This is a genomic window from Micromonospora sp. NPDC005686, from assembly GCF_042871665.1.
Lineage (GTDB): Bacteria > Actinomycetota > Actinomycetes > Mycobacteriales > Micromonosporaceae > Micromonospora.
In genome coordinates this window covers 595,830-616,343 of sequence record NZ_JBIAIY010000001.1, presented here as the reverse complement: position 1 = coordinate 616,343, position 20,514 = coordinate 595,830, and the positions used below count along the sequence as shown (strand labels likewise).

The 20,514-nt window shown below is 73.9% G+C and carries 18 protein-coding genes; 6 read left to right on the top strand and 12 right to left on the bottom strand.

Translation table 11 applies throughout. From position 1 onward, the window contains the following. Positions 1 to 3: 3 nt before the first annotated feature. The 3 genes from ACFYON_RS02820 to mtrA are packed head-to-tail and all read right to left on the bottom strand — an operon-like array spanning position 4 to position 4,233. Positions 4 to 1,800, bottom strand: coding sequence for an LpqB family beta-propeller domain-containing protein (locus ACFYON_RS02820; protein WP_357706576.1), 1,797 nt, complete (start codon positions 1,798 to 1,800; stop codon positions 4 to 6). After that, a complete protein-coding gene (mtrB, locus tag ACFYON_RS02815; RefSeq protein WP_354865119.1) occupies positions 1,797 to 3,530 on the bottom strand; it encodes an MtrAB system histidine kinase MtrB in 1,734 nt (577 codons plus the stop codon). The genes ACFYON_RS02820 and mtrB overlap by 4 nt, the downstream gene beginning before the upstream one ends. Positions 3,531 to 3,543: 13 nt before the next feature. After that, positions 3,544 to 4,233, bottom strand: a complete 690-nt coding sequence (mtrA, locus tag ACFYON_RS02810) for an MtrAB system response regulator MtrA (RefSeq protein ID WP_013284210.1) — start codon at positions 4,231 to 4,233, stop codon at positions 3,544 to 3,546. Positions 4,234 to 4,445: 212 nt separating this feature from the next. Here mtrA and ACFYON_RS02805 point away from each other — a divergent pair, with 212 nt between their 5' ends. The 5 genes from ACFYON_RS02805 to ACFYON_RS02785 are packed head-to-tail and all read left to right on the top strand — an operon-like array spanning position 4,446 to position 9,457. Then, positions 4,446 to 5,291 (top strand): hypothetical protein, encoded by an 846-nt coding sequence (locus tag ACFYON_RS02805; protein WP_387320495.1) that lies wholly within the window; start codon positions 4,446 to 4,448, stop codon positions 5,289 to 5,291. Continuing rightward, positions 5,288 to 5,878, top strand: a complete 591-nt coding sequence (locus ACFYON_RS02800) for a DUF4129 domain-containing protein (RefSeq protein ID WP_355095349.1) — start codon at positions 5,288 to 5,290, stop codon at positions 5,876 to 5,878. The genes ACFYON_RS02805 and ACFYON_RS02800 overlap by 4 nt, the downstream gene beginning before the upstream one ends. Further along, positions 5,875 to 7,176, top strand: a complete 1,302-nt coding sequence (locus tag ACFYON_RS02795) for a DUF4350 domain-containing protein (RefSeq protein WP_355095347.1) — start codon at positions 5,875 to 5,877, stop codon at positions 7,174 to 7,176. Before ACFYON_RS02800 ends, ACFYON_RS02795 begins: the two co-directional genes overlap by 4 nt. Further along, positions 7,173 to 8,150, top strand: coding sequence for a MoxR family ATPase (locus ACFYON_RS02790; RefSeq protein WP_354865111.1), 978 nt, complete (start codon positions 7,173 to 7,175; stop codon positions 8,148 to 8,150). Before ACFYON_RS02795 ends, ACFYON_RS02790 begins: the two co-directional genes overlap by 4 nt. Next, a complete protein-coding gene (locus ACFYON_RS02785) occupies positions 8,147 to 9,457 on the top strand; it encodes a DUF58 domain-containing protein (protein WP_355095345.1) in 1,311 nt (436 codons plus the stop codon). Before ACFYON_RS02790 ends, ACFYON_RS02785 begins: the two co-directional genes overlap by 4 nt. Here ACFYON_RS02785 and ACFYON_RS02780 read toward each other — a convergent pair. After that, positions 9,435 to 10,388 (bottom strand): stage II sporulation protein M, encoded by a 954-nt coding sequence (locus ACFYON_RS02780; protein WP_355095343.1) that lies wholly within the window; start codon positions 10,386 to 10,388, stop codon positions 9,435 to 9,437. The two genes, ACFYON_RS02785 and ACFYON_RS02780, sit on opposite strands and share 23 nt — an antisense overlap. A 41-nt stretch (positions 10,389 to 10,429) precedes the next feature. Between ACFYON_RS02780 and ACFYON_RS02775 the strand changes: the two genes are divergently transcribed. After that, on the top strand, positions 10,430 to 11,371 hold the full coding sequence (locus ACFYON_RS02775) for an RDD family protein (RefSeq protein ID WP_387320493.1): 942 nt from the start codon (positions 10,430 to 10,432) through the stop codon (positions 11,369 to 11,371). Between the two features lie 7 nt (positions 11,372 to 11,378). Here ACFYON_RS02775 and efeB read toward each other — a convergent pair whose 3' ends face one another. From efeB to ACFYON_RS02735, 8 genes are all read right to left on the bottom strand, one after another. Continuing rightward, positions 11,379 to 12,701, bottom strand: a complete 1,323-nt coding sequence (efeB, locus tag ACFYON_RS02770; protein ID WP_387320491.1) for an iron uptake transporter deferrochelatase/peroxidase subunit — start codon at positions 12,699 to 12,701, stop codon at positions 11,379 to 11,381. Continuing rightward, entirely contained in the window at positions 12,698 to 13,822 is a 1,125-nt protein-coding gene (gene efeO / locus ACFYON_RS02765) for an iron uptake system protein EfeO (RefSeq protein WP_355095337.1), read from the bottom strand. Before efeO ends, efeB begins: the two co-directional genes overlap by 4 nt. Before the next feature lie 28 nt (positions 13,823 to 13,850). Further along, positions 13,851 to 14,759, bottom strand: a complete 909-nt coding sequence (efeU, locus tag ACFYON_RS02760) for an iron uptake transporter permease EfeU (RefSeq protein WP_387320489.1) — start codon at positions 14,757 to 14,759, stop codon at positions 13,851 to 13,853. Between the two features lie 190 nt (positions 14,760 to 14,949). Continuing rightward, on the bottom strand, positions 14,950 to 16,449 hold the full coding sequence (gene ahcY / locus ACFYON_RS02755) for an adenosylhomocysteinase (protein WP_357706556.1): 1,500 nt from the start codon (positions 16,447 to 16,449) through the stop codon (positions 14,950 to 14,952). 289 nt (positions 16,450 to 16,738) lie between these two features. Then, positions 16,739 to 17,899, bottom strand: coding sequence for a mannose-6-phosphate isomerase, class I (gene manA / locus ACFYON_RS02750; RefSeq protein ID WP_354865095.1), 1,161 nt, complete (start codon positions 17,897 to 17,899; stop codon positions 16,739 to 16,741). Between the two features lie 3 nt (positions 17,900 to 17,902). Beyond that, positions 17,903 to 18,979 (bottom strand): cation diffusion facilitator family transporter, encoded by a 1,077-nt coding sequence (locus tag ACFYON_RS02745; RefSeq protein ID WP_387320487.1) that lies wholly within the window; start codon positions 18,977 to 18,979, stop codon positions 17,903 to 17,905. A gap of 28 nt (positions 18,980 to 19,007) precedes the next feature. Further along, positions 19,008 to 20,204 (bottom strand): SIS domain-containing protein, encoded by a 1,197-nt coding sequence (locus ACFYON_RS02740; protein ID WP_354865091.1) that lies wholly within the window; start codon positions 20,202 to 20,204, stop codon positions 19,008 to 19,010. Further along, the gene (locus ACFYON_RS02735) at positions 20,201 to 20,407 is read right to left on the bottom strand and encodes a Trm112 family protein (RefSeq protein ID WP_354865089.1); all 207 of its coding nucleotides are present in this window, start codon (positions 20,405 to 20,407) and stop codon (positions 20,201 to 20,203) included. Before ACFYON_RS02735 ends, ACFYON_RS02740 begins: the two co-directional genes overlap by 4 nt. Between the last annotated feature and the right edge of the window lie 107 nt (positions 20,408 to 20,514).

Sequence of the window (20,514 nt, the reverse complement as noted above, 5' to 3'; positions counted from 1 at the left end):
CGGTCAGTAGAGGAAGAACGGCGCGGTCGGGTTGGTCGCCCGGCTACCCGCCGGAACCTCGAGCACCTGCTCCCGCCTGACGTAGTCGAACGGGTTGTTCCGCCAGGCCGCGCCGTCCGTCTCGAACATGAACGAGAACGCGGCCAGGCCGCGGTCGCCGCCGCCCGGATACCCGGCGAGCTGGGTCACCGGGGCGCCGATCTCCACCGCCAGCGGCGTCTCCCAGGCGCCGTCGACGCTGAGCTGGTGGATCGCCGAGCGCCGGTCCACCTCGTTGCCGGCCAACGCCAGCTCGTTCTCCGCCACCCAGTCCACCACCGTCACGCCGGTGAGCAGCGTGGTCACCCGGCGGGGCTGGCCGAGGCTGACCACGCCACCGTCGATGCTCACCGCGGCGACGAAGACCACGCCGGCGGAGACCAACGCGATCCGGTGGCCGTCGAGGGAACCTGCCACAGCCGTCACCGGCCCGGGAACGGACAGCGGGATCTCGCTCATCCGGCCCGCGCCGTCGAACCGGTAGAGCCGGCCGTCGGCCGCCACCAGACCGGCCGGGCGGGCCATGCTCAGCGACCGCAGCCAGGTGGGGCGGCTCATCGCGCGGAACGTACGGTCGCCGGGGCTGAACACCGCGACCGGCGCCGGACCGGTACCCACCTTGAGTCGCCTGCCGTTGTCCGGCCCGGTCACCACGAGCGCGGCGAGCACCTGGTCGTCCGCGCGGGCGAGCGAGGCGGAGACCACGTTGCGGTTCTCCTCGGGCGGCAGCGGCGCGGCGGCCCGCGACTCGTTACCGAACGCCAGGGGACGCACCGCGCCGTCGTGGACGGCGAACCGCACCGGATCCGCGCCGCGTGGATAGGCGGCGACCGAGGCGCGCTCGCGCCGCAGGTCGACGGTGAGCCGCTTCTGGTTCTGGATCTTCAGGTCGACCCGGCCGTCCAGGTCCGACAGTGACCACGCCAACTGGGTGCCGAGCCGGGTCAGCCGCTGCTCGTTGGCGCCCGGCATGTTGAGGTTGATCTCCCAGTGGCCGTCCGCGCCGGTCGCGTTGTTGATCAGCTGGGTGCCGTCGGGCAACCCGGTCACGGCGGGGGCGAGCCAGTCCGACGGGCGGTCGGCCAGCCACTTCATCACCTCGGTGATGCGCCGCTCAGTCGGCGCTGTCGAGAGCAGGTAGCGCTGGTCCGGCACCAGCCGGGTCAGGTCGGTGTTCCAGAAGTAGACGGTGCGGGGACGGTAGTACTCGCGCATCGCCGAGTCACTGGCCAGCAGCACGTTCGGCAGCTCGGTGATCAGCAGGCCGGTGCCGGGGTCGGCCCGTCGCAACTCGAAGACGTACTGCGTCTCACTCGCCACCGGCGGGCCGAGCGTGCCGTCGGCGCGCAGCACGCCCACCTGCTGCACCTTGAGCGTCACGGTGCTGGTGCCCTGGTTGTTCGGCGGCGTGCTCTCCGGCTTCTCCCGCAGCCGCACCACCGTCAGCTCGATCTCGCTGGTCTGCGGCTTGCCCGGAAGCAGGTCGCGGGCCTCCTCGGCGAGGAACTTCCGGGCCCGCGCGTACGCCTGGTCGCGTTCCCCGGCCGTGGCGGCCCGCAGGTAGTTCTCGATGAACGGCACCGGCTCGCTGCTGTCGGCCGGTTCGGGCGGCCGGGCCGGGCTGCCGTTGAACACCCCGGACTCGGCGGCCGGCACCGAGCCGTTCACCTGCACGTCTGTCTCGTCCGGGATGCCGCATCCGGCGAGCGCGGCCGGCAGCAGCGCGCCGGTCAGCAACAGAGCCAGGACGCGGCGGTTCACGGCCGTGCCTCCGCGTGGTCGCCACCGGCCGGTCCGGCGGTCAGTGACGGGACGCCGCCGGTCCCCACTGCGGGCGGGCCGCCGTCGCGGGGGCCACCGAACGGCACCGTGGCGTCGGCCGGGACCAGCCGCAGCGGGGAGGTGGTGAGCCGGTCCCCGGCGCGGGCCGGCAGGGTGAGCCGGAACTGCGCGCCCTGCCCCGGCGCTCCCCACGCCTCCAGCCATCCGCCGTGCAGGCGGGCGTCCTCCAGGCTGATCGACAGGCCCAGCCCGGTGCCGCCGGTCTGCCGGGCCCGCGACGGGTCGGCCCGCCAGAAGCGGTTGAACACCAGCTTCTCCTCCCCCGGCTTGAGGCCGACGCCGTGGTCCCGCACGGTGATCGCCACCGCGCTCTGGTCCTGGCCCAGGGTGATCCGTACCGGCTTGGCCTCGCCGTGCTCGACCGCGTTGCCGACCAGGTTGCGCAGCACCCGCTCGACGCGGCGCGGGTCGACCTCGGCGATCACCGGAGTGTCCGGCAGGTCCAGCTCGATGGTCACGCCGACCCGCTCGGCCAGACCGGCCAGCCGCTCGGTCACCCGGTGCGCCACCGGCACCAGGTCGGTCGGCTCGCTGTCCAACACCGCGAACCCGGCGTCGAACCGGCTGATCTCCAGCAGGTCGGTGAGCAGTTCCTCGAACCGGTCCAGCTCGGCCTGGAGCAGCTCGGCACTGCGGGCGACCGCCGGATCGAACTCGTCGCGCTCGGCGAAGATCAGGTCGGCGGCCATCCGGACCGTGGTCAGCGGCGTCCGCAGCTCGTGCGAGACGTCGGAGGTGAACCGGCGTTGCAGGCGGGACATCTCCTCCAGCCGGAGGATCTGCCGTTGCAGGTTCGTCGCCATCTGGTTGAACGAGGCCGCCAGCAGGGCGAGGTCGTCCTCGCCGGAGACCACCATGCGCTGGTCGAGCAGCCCGGCGGAGAGCCGTTGCGCGGTGCGCGCGGCCACCCGTACCGGCGTCACCACCAGGCGGGTGACCAGGGCGGCCAGCAGGCCGAGCAGGAGCACCAGCGCGACGCCGGTGGCGACCACGGTGGCCCGGGCGTCGGCCGCCGTCGCGTCCTGCCGCGCCAGCGGTACGAGGTAGTAGAGCTCGACCTGCCCGAACTTGGTCGGCACCGGGGAGCCGTAGACGAGGTATTTCGTGCGCTCGCCGCCGAGCGAGCCGGTACGGATCTGGTGGGCGACCTTGCCGGAGGCGACGGCGGCCCGCAACTCGTCGCCGATCACCGCGTCCACGGGCACCTCGGGCGTGGTACGCGGTTCGATGAACTCGGCGAAGCTGTCGGCGGTGATCGCCACCACCACGCCGCTGGTCTGGGTGGGGTCTCCGCCGGCCAGGTAGTTGACGGTGCCGTCGATCGTGTTCTGGAGCTGCGCCTCCTGCGGCTGGCTGTAGAGGTTGAACTGCTTGGCCGCGTACTCGCTGCCGTTGCTCAGCCGCAGTCGCACGTCGGTCTCGGCGTTCTCCAGCAGAATGCTGGTGATCTTGTCGGCGATCAGGTAGGCGAAACCGCCCACCAGCAGGCTCGACGCCACGAGCGTGATGGTGACCACACGAACCTGGAGCGACCGCCGCCACGCCTGGTGCACCCCGGCCGCCAGCCGGGCGGCCCGGCCGGTCAGGGCGAGCCAGAGCGCCCGCACGGCGGGTAGCCGGCGGGGCGCGGCGGGTGGCGGGGTCAACACAGTGCTGACCAGGCTATCCGGTGCCCGCCTTGTAGCCCACGCCTCGCACCGTGAGGATGATTTCGGGTCGCTCCGGATCCGGCTCGATCTTGGCGCGCAGCCGCTGCACGTGCACGTTGACCAGGCGGGTGTCGGCCGCGTGGCGGTAGCCCCAGACCTGCTCCAGCAGCACCTCGCGGGTGAAGACCTGGCGCGGCTTGCGGGCGAGCGCGACCAGCAGGTCGAACTCCAGCGGCGTCAGCTTCACCTCCTCGCCGTCGCGGCTGACCGTGTGGGCCGGCACGTCGATGGTGATCTGGTTGCCGGGCGGGCCGATGGTCAGCATCTCCGGCGCCACGTCCTCGCCCCGGCGCAGCCGGGCCCGCATCCGGGCCACCAGCTCCTTGGGCTTGAACGGCTTGACCACGTAGTCGTCGGCGCCGGACTCCAGCCCGAGCACCACGTCGACGGTGTCGCTCTTGGCGGTCAGCATCACGATCGGCACGCCGGACTCGCCCCGGATGGCGCGGGCCACGTCGATGCCGCTCATGCCCGGCAGCATCAGGTCGAGCAGGACTATGTCGGGTCGGTTGTCGCGGAAGGCGGCCAGCGCCCGTTCGCCGTCCGCGACGAAGGACGGCACGAAGCCCTCGCTGCGCAGCACGATGCCGAGCATCTCGGCGAGGGCGGGGTCGTCGTCGACCACGAGTACCCGGGCTCTCATGGGGTTTATCGTTCCATCCCCGTTCGTCTGGAGTGTTCGGCGTCTCCACGGCACCGTAGCGCCGAGCGGCCCCGCGCACCACAGCAGTCGGCGTGGCCGCCCAGCGTGGCGTGCCGGGTGGTCGGGTCCACCGGATGCGGACCCGCCGTGCAACCATGATCCCCCGGGCGTCGCCCCGCCCGCCACCTCCGCTCCCCCGCCCAGGAGTACGCGTGCCCGACGCCGGCCCGACCGCGGTGCTGCCGCGCCGTCCGCTGACCGTCGGCGAGCTGCTCGACGCGGCCGTGCTGCTGCTGCGCGACCAGGCCCGGGTGCTCGTTCCGCTCGCGCTCCTGCTGGCCCTCGCCGAACAGGCGGTGCTCCACCCGCTGCGGATGCTGGTGGCAGCCGACCCACCGTCCTGGTGGCCGGCGGAGATCGGCGACTCGCTCCCCGGGTACTGGCTGCTGCTGGCGGCCGGCGCCGGCAGCGAAGCCGCGATCATCGCGCTGCTCGGCGCCCCGGCCGCGCGCGGCGCCGGCGCGGCACTGCTGGGCCGCCGCCCCGCGCCGTCGGAGCTGCTGCGCGGCGCCCGGCTGGGCGCGGCGCTGCCGGCCGCCGTCCTGGTCGGGCTGACCGTCACCGCCGCCGCGCTGACCGGGCCGGGCTGGTTCCTGGCGTACGCGCTGCTCGGCCTGGTGGTGCCGGTGCTGGTGCTGGACGGGACGCCGGCGCACCGGGCGCCCTGGCGGGCGGTACGCCTCGCCGGCCGGGTCGGCACGCGGGCCGCCGCGATCCGGCTGCTGGGCTATCTGGGCTGGTGGCTGATCCGGCTCGGCATCGGGCTGGGCGTCTACCACGGGCTGGGCATGCTGGGTCTGTTCGACGTCTCGGCCTGGGCGCTGCCGGTGACGATCGCCGCCTTCACCGCAGTGAACGCGCTGGCGTACTCGGCGCTCGGCTGCCTGGACGCCGTACTGCACCTGGAGACCCGGATCCGCACCGAAGGGCTGGACATCCGGATCTCCCGCGCGCCGGCCGGCGTGCCCGAGACCGCCCTGCTGGCGGCGTACCGGTGAGCCGGTGGTGGACCGAGACGGTGGCGGCCCTCGGTGACGTGGTGCCACTGCCGCTGGCCGCGCTGATCCTGCTGGGTGTCGCGCTGCTGGTGGCGCTGGCCTGGTACTTCTTCCCCGCCTGGGTGCCCCGCCGGCTGCCCCGGTTCAGGTTCCCCCGGCTACGGTGGCCGCGCCTGCCCCGGCTCAGGTGGCCCAGGTTCCGGCGTCCTCGCCGGTCCCGCGACGACGACCCGCCGGCCGTGCGCCTGCCCGCGCCCCGGCTGCCGGAACCAGCCGGGCCGGGGCTGGCCGACCGGCTGGCGGCCGAGGGCCGGTACGCCGAGGCGGTCCGGGAGCGGCTGCGCGAGATGGTCCGGCTCCTGGTCGTCCGGCAGGTGGTGGAGCCCCGCCCCGGGCTGACAGTCGTCGAGCTGACCGAGGCGGCGGCCCGAGCCCGGCCGCAGGTCCGGCCCACGCTGCACGCGGCCGGGGCGATCTTCTCCGACCTCTGGTACGCCCAGCGTCCCGCCACCGCCGCACACGACCGGCGGATGTGTGAACTCGCCGCCGACCTGAGTCGCGAGCTGAGCGGGGAGGAGCCGCGGTGACCGCCACCGTCGTACCGGAGAGCGCGACGGCCACGGCCACCGCGCCGCCGCGCCGGCGCCTGTACCGGTTGCTCGTCCCGCTCGGGCTCGCCGTGCTGCTGATCGTGACCACGCTCGTGCTGCGCGCGGTCGACCGGCCCGACGCGGACGAGCCCGGTTTCCTGTCCCCGGTCGCCACCGACGACGACGGCGCCAGCCGGCTCGCCGAGGCCCTGCGTACGCAGGGCGTGCCGGTGCGCCGGGAGACGGATCTGACGGCGGCGCTGCGTGCCGCCCGGACCGGGCCGAGCACGCTGTTCGTGCCCGCGCCAGGGCTCGTGCACCCGGACCTGCTCGACGGCCTGACCACGCTGCCGCGCGGTAGCCGGCTGGTGCTGGTCGAGCCCTCCCGGCGGGTGCTCGTCGAGCTGGGCACCCCGATCGAGCCGGCCGGCGGGCGCTGGGCCGCGCGGGCGGTGCCGCCGGACGCGGACGGCAAGCCGTGCCGGCTGCCCGAGGCGGTCCGGGCCGGCGTCGCCGCGATCGACCTCCAGCGTTACGCCGGGCCGGCCGAGGTCGACCACTGCTACGGCGGCGCGCTGCTGCGCGCCCCCGGCCGGGTCGAGGTGGTGACGGCCGGCGCCAGTGACCCGTTCCGCAACGACCGGATCGGCGAGTGGAGCAACGAGGCGCTCGCCACCGGCCTGCTCGGCGGGGACCGGCCGCTGATCTGGCTCGACCTGCCCGGGCCGGTGCCGGCGCCGACCGGCCCGAGCTGGTCCGCGGAACCGTTCACCGAGCAGCCCGCCCCGGCCGGCAGCGGCCGCTCGAAACGGCCCGACCTGCCCGACCGCGCCGACCGGCCGTGGGAGAACCCGCTCTGGGGCGCCTTCCCGCAGTGGTTCTGGGCCGCCCTGGTGCAGCTCGCCCTGGCCGGGCTGCTCGTGGTGCTGTGGCGGGCCCGCCGGCACGGGCCGCCGGTGTCGGAGCCGCTGCCGGTGACCGTCCGGTCCGCCGAGACGGTGCGCGGCCGGGCGCGGCTCTACCGCCGGGCGGGCGCCCGGGACACCGTCGCCGGGACGTTGCGCGCCGCCGCGCTGGACCGGCTGGTGACCCGGCTCAACCTGCCCCCGGACACGTCCGACCACGAGGTGGCCGCCCGGGTCGCCGAGAGCGCCGGCGCCGACCCGGAACGGGTGGCCGACCTGCTCCACGGCCCGACCCCGGCCAACGACCGCGAGCTGCTGGAGCTGGCCCGCGAACTGGACGCCCTGACCCGTACCCTGGCCCCGCATCCGAGCGAAGGAGACCCCCGGTGACCGGACCCGTCACGACCACCGCCCCGTCCGGTGCCCGCGCCGCCCTGCACCGCCTGCGGGCCGAGGTGGCGAAGGCCGTCGTCGGGCAGGACGCCGTGGTCACCGGCCTGGTGATCGCGTTGCTCTGCCGGGGGCACGTGCTGCTGGAGGGCGTACCGGGGGTGGCCAAGACGCTGCTGGTGCGGACCCTGGCCGCCGCGCTCGACCTGGACGCCAAGCGGGTGCAGTTCACCCCCGACCTGATGCCCGGCGACGTCACCGGCTCGCTGATCTTCGACCAGCGCACCGCCGCGTTCACGTTCCGGGAGGGGCCGGTCTTCACCAACCTGCTGCTCGCCGACGAGATCAACCGCACCCCGCCGAAGACGCAGTCGGCGCTGCTGGAGGTGATGGAGGAGCGGCAGGTCTCCGTCGAGGGCGAGCGCCGTCCGCTGCCGGACCCGTTCATCGTCGCGGCCACCCAGAACCCCGTCGAGTACGAGGGCACCTACCCGCTGCCCGAGGCGCAGCTCGACCGCTTCCTGCTCAAGCTGACAGTGCCGCTGCCGGAGCGGGAGGAGGAGCTGGGCGTGCTGCGTGCGCACCACGCCGGCTTCGACCCGCGCGACCTGCGCGCGGCGGGCGTACGACCGGTGGCCGGCGTGGCGGACCTGGCCGCCGCCCGGGCCGAGGTGCGGAACGTGCACGTGGCCGAGCCGGTCCTCGGCTACATCGTGGACCTGTGCCGGGGCACCCGCTCCGCGCCGGCGCTGGAGCTGGGCGCGTCCCCGCGAGGCGCGACCGCGCTGCTGAACACCGCCAAGGCGTGGTCCTGGTTGGCCGGCCGCGACCACATCACCCCGGACGACGTCAAGGCGGTCGCCCGGCCCACGCTGCGGCACCGGCTGCGTGCACGCCCGGAGGCCGAGCTGGAGGGCGTGACCGTGGACGCGGTGCTGGAGTCGGTGCTGGCCACCGTGCCGACGCCGCGATGACCTGGCGGGCGGGTCTGCTGCTCGGCGCGGGCGCGCTGACGCTGCCGTTCTGGCCGGCGCCGTTCCTCGGCGTCGCCGTGCTGACCGCCGTGGTGCTGCTGCTGGTGCTGCTCGACCGGGCGTTGGCGGTCCCGCCGGACGCGCTGGTCGTGACCCGTTCCGGGGAGCGGACGGTCCGCCTCGGCGGCTCCGCCACCGTCTCGCTGCATGTGGCCAACCCGACCGACCGCACGCTGTACGCCCAGGTGCGCGACGCCTGGGTGCCGTCGGCCGGGGCTCGCCCGGACGTGCCGCCGGATCGCCTGCTCACCGTGCCGCCCGGTGGCGACGCCACGCTGCCGGTCCGGCTCACCCCGACCCGGCGCGGCGACCGGCCGGCGGTGGCGCTGACCGTACGCTCGCTCGGGCCGATGGGCCTGGGCGCCCGGCAGCGCGCCGGACGGCCCGCGACGCCTCGGTGGACGCTGCGCGTGCTGCCCCGCTTCGACTCCCGCCGGCACCTGCCGGAGAAGCTGGCCCGGCTGCGGGTCATCGACGGCGTGCAGGTGACCCGGGGGCGCGGTCACGGCACCGAGTTCGACACGTTGCGCGAGTACGCGGTGGGCGACGACGTCCGCTCGATCGACTGGCGGGGCAGCGCCCGCCGGGCCGACGTGCTGGTGCGCACCTGGCGCCCGGAGCGGGACCGGCGCCTGGTCTGCGTGCTGGACACCGGACGCACGTCGGCGGTACGCCTCGGCGACGAGCCCCGGTTGGACACCGCCATCGACGCGGCGCTGCTGCTCACCGCGCTCGCGGCCCGCGCGGGTGATCGGGTGGACCTGCTGGCGGCGGACACCGTGATCCGGGCCCGGGTCACCGGCAGCGGTCGTCCGGCGCTGCTCGCCCGGCTGGTCGACGCGGTGGCGCCGTTGCAGCCCGCGCTGGCCGAGACCGACTTCGAGCTGATCGCCGCCGAGGTGCTGCGCCGGGAGCGGCAGCGCAGCCTGGTGGTGCTGTTCACCGCGTTGGAGGCGGGCGCGATCGGCGACGGGCTGCTGCCGGTGCTGCCCCGGCTGGCCACCCGGCACCGAGTGGTGCTGGCCGCCGCCAGCGACCCGGTGCTGACCGGGCTCGCCACCGCCACTCCGGCCGGGCCGGACGACCCGTACGCGGCCGCCTCGGCGTGGCGGGCGCTGGCCGAGCGGGATCGGGTACGCGCCGCCCTGTCGCGCTACGGCGTGACAGTGGTGGACGTGCCCGCGCACCGGCTGGCCCCGGCCGTCGCCGACACCTATCTGCGCCTCAAGTCCCTCGGTCAGCTCTGACCACACGCCGGCCGAGCACCAGCGCGTACGCCAGGAAGGCCAGCCACACCGCGGCGCCCGCCGCCACCCGCAGCGGGATCGGCACGGGCGCCGGGGTGACGAACGCCTCGATCAGCGCGGAGACCGCGAACAGGCCGACCAGACCGGCCGCGACCACGACGGCGAGCTTTCCCGCCTCGGCGACCGCCCGGCCGCGCCCGAGGTGCGCGGGCGGGGCGATCCAGGCCCAGGCGGTGCGCAGTCCGACTCCGGCGGCGACGAAGATGCCGGTCAGCTCCAGCAGCCCGTGCGGGGTGATCATGCCGAAGAAGACGTCCGCCCGGCCGTAGGACACCATCACGCCGCCGACCACGCCGATGTTCAACGCGTTCTGCCACAGCAGCCAGAACACCGGCACCACGAGCACGCCGGCGGCCAGGCACTGGGCGGCCAGCCAGGCGTTGTGCGTCCACAGGTGGAACGCGAAGGTCGGCGCGGCGAACTCGCTGTAGTAGCCGGCGAAGCCGGAGTCGACGAGTTCCCGGGCGGCCTGCTCGCCGATGAACGCGGCGGCGGTGTCCGGGTTGCCGGCGACGAACCAGATGAGGAAGGCGGTCAGGGCGCTGAACCCGGTGGCCACGCCGCACCACCAGGGCCAGGCACGGTAGAGCGCGGCGGGCAGGTCGGCGGCCAGGAACCGGCCCACGGCCGCCCAGGACGGCCGGGGACGGCCGGTGACCCGGGCCCGCGCCGCGAGGACGAGATGGGACAGGCGGTTCACCAGCGCCGGCTCGGGGGCACGGGCGCGCAGCGCGGACAGGTGGGTGGCGCTGCGCTGGTAGAGCGCGACGAGTTCGTCGACCTCGGCCGCGTCGAGGCGACGCCGCCCGGTCAGGTGTTCCAGCCGCCGCCATTCGGCGTTGTGCTCGGCCACGTACGCGTCGAGATCCACTCACCCTCCCCCGTCCGGCGTCCATGGTGTTCACTGTCGGGGTGCGCGCGCAACCTCCCCCACCGGCCCGGTGGGCCGACGCCGGTCTGGTCAGCGGCGAGGCGGTGGAGCTGGACGTCCGGGCGGCCCGGCTGGGCTCCCGGGTGCTCGCCCTGCTGATCGACGCGGTGATCCAGCTCGTGCTGGCGCTGGTGCTCGGGACGGTGCTGACGGTGGCGGCGCTCGCCCTGCTGGGCGACGTCCTCGACGACGCCCTGGCCGGCGCGCTCCAGATCGTGCTGCTGGTGCTGGTCCTGCTCGGTTATCCGGTGGTGATGGAGCGCTTCGCCGGTGGCCGGACGGTGGGCAAACTGGCCGTGGGGCTGCGGGTGGTGCGGGCCGACGGCGGCCCGGTCGGTGTGGGCCAGTCGCTGACCCGGGCGCTCGTCGGCGTCGCGGTGGAGTGGCCCGGCCTGGTGCTGCCGCTGCTGAGCTGGGTCGCTGGCGTCACGGTGATGCTCACCGACCCGCGTGGTCGCCGGCTGGGCGACCTGGTCGCCGGCACGCTCGTGGTGCACACCCGCGGCGCCGCCGTGTGGCGGCCGCTGCCGCCGGCGCCCCCGCCGCTGTTGGCCTGGGGGACCACGCTCGACCTGACCCGGTTCGACGACGGGCTGGCGCTGGCCGTCCGGCAGTACCTGGACCGGTTGCCCCAGCTCGCCGAGCCGGACCGGTCCCGGCTGGGCCGGGCACTGTGGGCCGAGGTCGCGACGGTCACCTCACCGCCTCCGCCCTGGGCCGCGCCGGACTGGGTCTACCTGTCCGCCGTGCTGGCCGAGCGGGGGCGCCGGGCCGCGCTGCGGTTGGGCCGCACCCGGACGGTCACCGCCACGCTCTGGCCGGAGCTGGTCCCGGTGCCGGCGGGCGTATCGCACCCGGCCGCACAGGCCGCCGGGTTGCGGCCCGCCGCGCCGGAGGCCACACCCGGTCCGGTGCGCCGCTGAGCCGCGCTCAGGCGAACAGCGTCCGTCCCCACCAGTCTGCGGCGTCGCGGACGCCGGGCGGGCAGGCGAACAGGCCGCTGGAGACGTGCCGCAGGTACTCGTTCATCGCGTCGTTGCGGGCCAGCCGGGTCTGGATGGGTACGAACTGCCGGCGCGGATCCCGCTGGTAGGCGATGAAGAACAGGCCGGCGTCGAGCCTCCCGAGCCCGTCCGAGCCGTCCACGAAGTTGTAGCCGCGACGCAGCAGGCGGGCGCCGTTGTTCGCGTCCGGGTGGGCCAGCCGTACGTGTGCGGTGTCCGCGATGAGCGGCTCGCCGTCGTCGCCCTTCGCGGCGAAGTCCGGCTCGTCGAACTCGTCGCGCCGGCCCAGCGGGGCGCCGCTGCCCTTGGTCCGGCCGACGATCGTCTCCTGCTCGGTCAGCGGGCTGCGGTCCCACGTCTCGATCAGCATCCGGATCTTGCGGGTGACCAGGTAGGAGCCGCCGGTCATCCAGTCCGGGCCGTCGCCGGGCTGCACCCAGAGCTGGTCGCGCAGCAGGCCGGCGTCCTCGGCCTTGAGGTTTGCGGTGCCGTCCTTGAAGCCGAACAGGTTGCGCGGCGTGGCCTGGTCCCGCGACGTCGACGAGGTGCGTCCGAAGCCGAGCTGCGACCAGCGGACGCTCACCACGCCCATGCCGATGCGGGCCAGGTTGCGGATGGCGTGCACCGCCACCTGGGGGTCGTTGGCGCAGGCCTGCACGCAGAGGTCGCCGCCGGACAGCTCCGGCTTGAGCGCGTCCCCGGCGAAGTGCGGCAGATCGGCGAGGGCGGCCGGACGGCGGGCGGCGATGCCGAAGCGGTCCCGGCCCTGGGCGTCGCGGAACAGCGACGCTCCGAATCCGACGGTGAGGGTGAGCTGCGACGGCGGCAGGCCGAGCGCCTCGCCGGTGTCGTCCGGCGGCGCCTCGGGCATGCCGCCGACCGCGCCGATCACCCCGGCGTCCCGGCCGGCGGTCATCCGGGCCACGGCGGCGGTCCACTCCTGGAGCATCGCGACCAGCCGGTCCCGGTCCTTCGTGACCACGTCGAACGCGACGAAGTGCAGCCGGTCCTGGGCGGGGGTGGTGATGCCGGCCTGGTGCTCGCCGAGGAACGGCACGGAACCGGCGGCCGAGCCGGTGGCGGACGCCTCGTTCCCGCCGGCGAGCAGGGCGCCCGCGCCGCCCGCCACCCCGGCGACGCCGGCCACGCCGACGCCGGCCAGGGTCATCGCCCGGCGCCGGGACAGGCCGCGACCGGTCCGCTGGCTGTTCGGCTCGCTCGTCGCGTCACCGCCGGCCGGACCGGTCATCGCGCGACTGCCGCCGCGACCTTGCTGACCGGCTCGGCCAGCGCGTTCACCGCGTCCGACAGCTCCTTCAGCTCGGCCTTGCCGAGCTGCGTGTGCAGCTTCCAGCCGTCGCCGGCCCGGTGCCTGCCGAGCGTGGCCTCCACGTTGGCGAACTCGCTGTCGAGCTGCTTGACCAGGTCGGGCGCGCGCTGCTCCAGCGCCGGGCGCAGCGCGGCGATCGCCGCCTTCGAGCCCTCCAGGTTGGCGTTGAAGTCCCAGAGATCGGTGTGCGAGTAGCGCTCCTCCTCACCGGTGATCTTGCCGCTGGCGACCTCGTCGAGCAGCGCCTTGGCACCGTTGGCGAGCTGGAGCGGGGTGAGCTTCTCGGCGTCGGCCTTCGCCACGATCGCCTTCACGTCGGTCAGGAGCCGGTCGGCGATCGGACCGTCCTTGCTGATGTCGCCCGTGGTCCAGAGGTCCTTCTCGATCCGGTGGAAGCCGGTGAACTCCATCCCCTCCTCGACCACCTCCTCGCGGCCGTCGATCTTCGGGTCCAGGTCGCCGAAGCTCTCCGCGACCGGCTCGATCCGCTCCCAGTAGGTGCGGGCCACCGGGTACAGCGCCTTGGCCCTCGCCACGTCGTTCGCCTTGACCGCCGCCACGAACTCCTCGGTCTTTGTCAGCAACGCGGCGGTCTGGCTGCGCACGTACCGCTGGTAGCTCTCGGTGGCCTGGGTCAGCGCGGCGTCCGGTGCGACAGTCGCGGCGGTGCCGCTGACCTTGAGCGCGCCCCGGATGCCCCGGCCGCTCATCCCCGGCTTGCAGGCCGTCTCGTACGTGCCGGCGGCCAGCTCGACCCGCAGCTCACGGCTGAGCCCGGGTGCGATGTTCTCCACCTCGCCCATCACCCGGTCACCGGCCGCGTAGACGTAGAACTCGTTGACCTTGGAACCGCTGTTCGTCACCTTGAAGGTGACCTGACCGGCGTCGATCTCGGTGTCGCCGACCTCGCAGACGGTGTCGGTGGCCTTGACGGCGATCGGCCCGCCGTTCGTGGCGTCGGCGTCGTCACCGCCGCACCCGGCCAGTACGGCGACGGCGAGCAGCCCGGCGGCGGGCGCGACGAGTCGAGTGGTACGCATGGTGCGAGGTCTCCTCGGAAGGGGCGGGTCAGCCGCGGGGGGACGAGACGGCGGCCACGTCGGCCGGCACCGGCTCGGCGCGCTGAGCGGGGTCGACGGGCTGAGCGGGGTCGACGGGCTTGGCCGGCCGGCCCGGCCTGCGCAGGAACAGCGCGAGCACCGGCACCGCGTACGCGACCCAGGCGATCAGCTCCAGCACCGTCGGCGCGGCCGTGACGTTGAACATGCCGGCGAGCAGCGCGCCGTACCAGGAACTCGGGTCGAGCGTGCCCGAGATGTCGAACGCCAGGTCGTTCAGGCCGGGCAGCACGCCCGCCTCCTGGAAGTCGTGCACGCCGTACTTGAGGATGCCGGCGGCGACCAGGATGAGCAGCGCGCCGGTCCAGGTGAAGAACCGGCTCAGGTTGATCCGTACCGCGCTGCGATAGAGCAGGAATCCGATCACGACGGCGGTGGCGATGCCGCCGGCCAGCGCGAGCAGCGCGCCGGGCCCGGTGCCGCCGGCCGCGCTCTCGGCGGCCGCGTAGAAGATCAGCGCCGTCTCCAGGCCCTCACGGATCACGGCGAGGAACGCCATGCCGGCGACGGCCAGGGAGCCGACCGCGAGCGCGTCGGTGAGCTTGCCGCGCAGCTCACCGGCGATGGTGCGGGCGGCCCGGCGCATCCAGAAGATCATCCAGGTCACGAAGACCACGGCGGCGACCGAGGTGACCGCCTCGAACAGCTCGCGCGACTCGGAGGTGCGCAGCAGCGAGGTGGAGGTGTACTGGATCAGGGAGCCGAAGAGGACGGAGAGCGCCACGGCCAGGCCGACGCCGGCCCACACCTGCGGAAGCCGGTCCCGGCGCTGCGATTTGACCAGGAAGGCGACGAGGATGCTGACCACGAGCGTCGCTTCCAGGCCCTCACGCAGGCCGATCAGGTACGTGGCGAACATGGGAACTCCGTAGTCAGCCTTGCCTCAGTTAACTTAGGGCAGCCATACCTTGCTCCTGTTCTCAGCGAACGTCAAGCTGATCCGCGTAACGTCACCCGGTTCGACACTCGCAGGGCTTTCCCCCGTACGCGAAAAGGACCGGGGACGGCCGCGCGGCGGCCGACCCCGGTCCCTTCGGGAGCGTGGAGACTCAGTAGCGGTAGTGATCCGGCTTGAACGGACCCTCCGGGGAGACGCCCAGGTAGGCGGCCTGCTCCTTGGTGAGCGTGGTCAGCTTGGCGCCGAGCGCGTCCAGGTGCAGCCGGGCGACCTTCTCGTCCAGGTGCTTGGGCAGCACGTAGACGCCGATCGGGTACTCGTCGGTCTTGGTGAACAGCTCGATCTGGGCGATCGTCTGGTTCGCGAACGAGTTCGACATCACGAAGCTCGGGTGGCCGGTGGCGTTGCCCAGGTTCAGCAGGCGGCCCTCGGAGAGCACGATGATGGCGTGGCCGTCGTCGAAGTGCCACACGTCGACCTGCGGCTTGATGTTCTCGCGGGTCACGTCGCTGCGCTTGGCCAGGCCGGCCATGTCGATCTCGTTGTCGAAGTGGCCGATGTTGCCCACGATGGCCTGGTGCTTCATCCGCGCCATGTGCTCGTTGGTGATGACGTCGAAGCAGCCGGTCGCGGTGATGAAGATGTCGGCCTGCCCCACCACGTCGTCGAGCGTGGCGACCTGGTAGCCGTCCATCGCCGCCTGGAGCGCGCAGATCGGGTCGACCTCGGTCACCACGACCCGGGCGCCCTGGCCGCGCAGCGACTCGGCGCAGCCCTTGCCCACGTCGCCGTAGCCCATGACCACAGCCATCTTGCCGCCGATCAGCACGTCGGTGGCGCGGTTGATGCCGTCGATGAGCGAGTGACGGCAGCCGTACTTGTTGTCGAACTTGCTCTTGGTCACCGAGTCGTTGACGTTGATGGCCGGGAAGAGCAGCCTGCCGGCACGGTGCATCTCGTAGAGCCGGTGCACACCGGTGGTGGTCTCCTCGGTGACGCCCTTGATGTCGGCGGCGATCCGGGTCCACCGCTGGCCGTCCTCGGCCAGCGAGCGGTGCAGGAGTTCGAGGATGACCGCGTACTCCTCGGAGTCGGCGGACTCGACCGGCGGCACGACACCGGCCTTCTCGAACTCGGCGCCCTTGTGGACGAGCAGAGTGGCGTCGCCACCGTCGTCCAGGATCATGTTCGGGCCCTGCCCGTCCGGCCAGTTGAGCACCTGCTCGGTGCACCACCAGTACTCCGGCAGCGTCTCACCCTTCCAGGCGTAGACCGGCACGCCGGCCGGGGCCTCCGGGGTGCCCTCGGGCCCGACCACGATCGCCGCGGCGGCGTGGTCCTGGGTGGAGAAGATGTTGCAGGACGCCCAGCGGACCTGCGCGCCGAGCGCGACAAGGGTCTCGATCAGGACGGCGGTCTGGACGGTCATGTGCAGCGAACCGGTGATGCGGGCGCCGGCCAGCGGCTGGGCCTCGGCGAACTCACGTCGGATCGCCATCAGGCCGGGCATCTCGTGCTCGGCGAGCCGGATCTCCTTGCGCCCGAACGCGGCGAGCGACAGATCCGCCACCTTGTAGTCGCCCTCGGCGAGGGTGCTCGGCCGGGCCTGCGACGACGCGCCGCTGGAGGCCGCCGGGAGGGTGCTGGTCATGGAAGCTCCTGTCGAACGATGGTGGTGCGCAGCTTTCCACCTTACGCTCGCGGGCTACTCGCCCCGTGCTCAGTTGGCCGACCGCGCGATCGGCCGGCCTGCGGACAGCGCACGGGGCGGTCGGTGGTGAGCGGAATCTCCACTCACGGCCCGGCCGCCCCGCGCATCCCCCCGGTTTGGTTCCCCCGCACGTCACCGGACCTTTCGTCGCGACAACGCTGCGTACCCATAGGGTCACACCGCACCCAGGGACCGTCAAGCCGTTTCGGGAAAATCGGAATTGCCCGAATCAGGGTTCCCCGCAGGTGGCGACGAACGCCTCACCCGCCCCGCTCACCGCCAGCGGGCCGCCGGCCGCCGCACCGACCGCCGCCTGACCCGCGTCCAGCGTCACCACGCCCACGCCGTCGTCCACGGTCAGCTTCCCGGCCCGGCACAGCACCACCCGCGGCCCGGGCAGCGTCAGCCGCACCCCCGCCGACCCGGCGGCCACCTCGACCCGGTGCAGCGCGAAGTCCTCCACCGGCACCGGCCAGGTCAGCACCCCCGGCTCCACCTGCTCCGGCCGCAGCACCGGCCGGGTCAGCACCTCGAACCGGAGCACCCGTAGCAGCTCGTCCACGTCGACCCGCTTCGCGGTGAACCCGCCGCGCAGCACGTTGTCACTGGCCGCCATGATCTCCACGCCGGTGCCGCGCAGGTAGGCGTGCAGGTTTCCGGCCGGCATCCAGATGCCCTCGCCGGGCGCCAGCCGGACGTGGTGCAGCAGCAGCGCCACCACCACGCCCGGGTCGGCCGGGTAGCCGGCCGCCAGCGTGCGGACCAGTTCGGCGTCCGCCGAGCCCGGCGCGGCCTCCGCCGCCGCGAGCACGGCCGCCACCAGCCCGGCGCGCTCCGCCTGCGGCCAGCTCAACAGCAGGCGTACCGCATCCCGCAGCCCCGCCGGCTCGTCGCGCAACGCCGCCACCACAGGTTCCAGCGCGGGTACGCCGAACGCGGCGATGGCCGCCGCCGACTCCCCCGGGTCGCGGAAGCCGCACAGCGCGTCGAACTCCGAGAGCGCCACCAGCAACTCCGGCTTGTGGTACGGGTCGACGTAGTTGACCCGCCCCACGTCGGCGGCGTGCCCCGCGCGGGCCTGCTCGGCGTCCGGATGGGCCTGGAGGCTCAGCGGCGTGTCGGCCGCCAGCACCTTCAGCAGGAACGGCAGCCGGGTGCCGAACCGGCCGACCAGCCGCTCACCCAGCCAGTGGTCCGGCTCGGCCACCAGCAGTTCGGTGAGGCTGACCGGCCGGCCGTCGCGCTGCACGGTGGCCGGGGCGCCCGGGTGGGCGCCCAGCCACAGTTCCGCCTCCGGCCCGTTGCTCGGCACCGGCCGCCCCTGCAACTCGGCGATAGCGGTGCGCGAGCCCCAGGCGTAGTCACGGATCCGGCCCTGCAACAACTCCATCGGTCAGCTCCCGGGCCGCCCGGCCACCTCGCCGGTCGCGTGCGCCTCACCGGCCGTGTGCGTTTCACCGGCCGTGTGCGTTTCACCGGCCCTGTGCGCCTCGTCGGTTGTCGCCGCCTCCGGGACGGCGGTGTCCGCCGCCTGACCGGTGCCCGCGCGCTCGGCTGCCGGCGAGTAGATGTCCGGCTCCAGGTAGATCACCCGGGCGGTCGGCACCTCGCGGCGGATCCGCGCCTCGACGGCGTTGATGTCACGGGCCAGGTCGTGGGCGGTCTCCCAGGCCGGCACCGCGATCTTCGCGGCCACCATCAGCTCCTCCGGGCCCAGGTAGAGCGTCTTCATGTGGATGATCCGCTCCACCTCGGGACCGCTCGTGACGGCCTCTTCGATCTTGGCCAGCTCGCCCTGCTCGGCGCCCTCGCCGAGCAGCAGGCTCTTGGTCTCGACCGCCAGCGTGACCGCGATGACCACGAGCAGGACGCCGATCATCGCGGTGCCCGCCGCGTCCCACATGCCGTTGCCGGTGATCAACGTCATACCGACGCCGAACAGCGCGAACACCAGGCCGACCAGGGCGCCGAAGTCCTCCAGCAGAACCACCGGCAGCTCCGGGGCCTTGGCCCGGCGGATGAACCGGACCCAGGACTGGTTGCCCCGGATCAGGTTGGACTCCTTGATCGCGGTACGGAAGGAGAAGGACTCCATCACGATCGCGGCCACCAGCACCGCCACCGGCACCCACTGCCAGCTCTCGATCGGGTGCGGGTCGGACGCCTTGTGGTACGCCTCGTAGAGCGCGAACAGGCCACCGAGGCTGAACAGCACGATCGCCACGATGAACGCGTAGATGTAGCGCTCCCGGCCGTACCCGAACGGGTGCTGCGGCGTGGCCTGCCGCTTGGCCCGCCGGCCGCCGATCAGCAGCAGGCCCTGGTTACCCGAGTCGGCCACCGAGTGGATCGATTCGGCCAGCATCGACGACGAGCCGGTCAAGGCGAACGCGATGAACTTGGTGACGGCGATGCCGAGGTTCGCCGCCAGGGCGGCGACGATGGCCTTGGTGCCCCCGTTCGCGCTCATTCCCCGCCTCGCTCGATGCCCCGTATGTTCACTGGTTCGACAGCTCCTTCATCTCCGTGATGGCTGGTACCGCCATCGGGTCCAGTCCGTGTGCCAGGGCGAGGTAGATCGAGGCGAAGTCGGGGACCGCGACCAGCGACGCGAGCCGCTCCAGCGCGGAACCGCCCTCGGCGGTCACCACGTCGCAGCGCACCCCGCGCCGCTCGGCGAGCGTCTGCACCGCGTCCGCGCGCCGCTCCTCCACCGCGAGCGGCTCGTCGGTGTCGTCGTCGGCGTTGAGCCCGCCGTCGCGCAGCAGCACCAGCCGCAGCCGGGTGCCGTCGGACTCGTCGTCGCCCGGGTCGGCGAAGATGTCCCGCTCGCCCTCGGCCAGGCCGCCGAAGACCCCGTCGAGCAGGCCGACGCGGCCCCGGCCCGCCTCGCCCAGCGCACCGGCGACCACCGGGTAGCGGGCGTTCGCGGACAGCGTGTCGCCGAACCGCCGGGCGGCCACGGTGGCCAGCGGGGACGAACCCCACACGATCGGGATCGAACCGGACAGGCCCAGCGCCAGCGACTTCGCCGGGTTGACGAAGGACTCCGCGGTCGGCCGGCATCGATCGGCGTCGGCGTCCAGCCGGGCCGCCGTCTCGGCCAGATCGGCCTCGTTGACCTTCACGAGCCCGAGGGTACGGGCGGCGAGCAGAACCGGCACGGTGAGCGCCCAGAGGCTGGCCCGGGCCGGCGCGCGACGGGGCACCGGGATGAACGGGGCGCGGGCCCGCTCGGCCACCGATTGGAGTTGCGAGTCGGGCGCGCCGACCGCCACCAGCCGGGCGCCGCGCCGGTGCGCCGCCTCGGCCGCGCCGAGCGCCTCCGGGCTGCGACCGGACGCGCTCACCGCGATGACCACGTCCGCCGCGCCCACCCAGCCCGGCACGCCGGCGCTGCGGTGCGGGATGACCGGCACCGGACAGCGCGGCCCGGCGACGGTGGCCAGCACGTCACCGGTACGCCCGGCGGTGCCGATGCCGGCGATGACCACCGCGCGGGGCCGGCCGTCGTCGGCGAGCACTGACAGATTGGCCTCGGCGGCCAGCGCCGCCGACTCGCGTACCTGGGCGCCGGCGGACGCGATGTGCCGGAGCATGCCGCCCGGATCCCGCTCGGAGAGCTGCGCGGCGTCGTCCAGCAGGGCCTCGTCGGCGTGCCGGTGCCCGCTGACCCCGGCCGTACCCTCCATCACCGCGACGACCCGTCCTGCGCCTCGCCGGCGGCGGGTCCACCGCGCGCCTCATCGAGCAGGAGCACCGGGACGTCGTCCCGGATCTCGAAGATGCGACCGCACTCGGTGCAGGTCAGCGTCTGCGCCTGCGCGTCGTAGTCCAGCGGGGCGTGGTGCGTGTCCGGGCAGGCGAGGATGTCGAGCAACTGCGGGTCCAGGGCCACGGCGCGGCTCCTTCCACGTATGCGGTCTCACCGGTCGGCGGTGCCGATCGGCGCACGCGATCTTATCGGCCGGGCGGCCCCGGCACCGGGCCCGTTCGGCCCCGGTC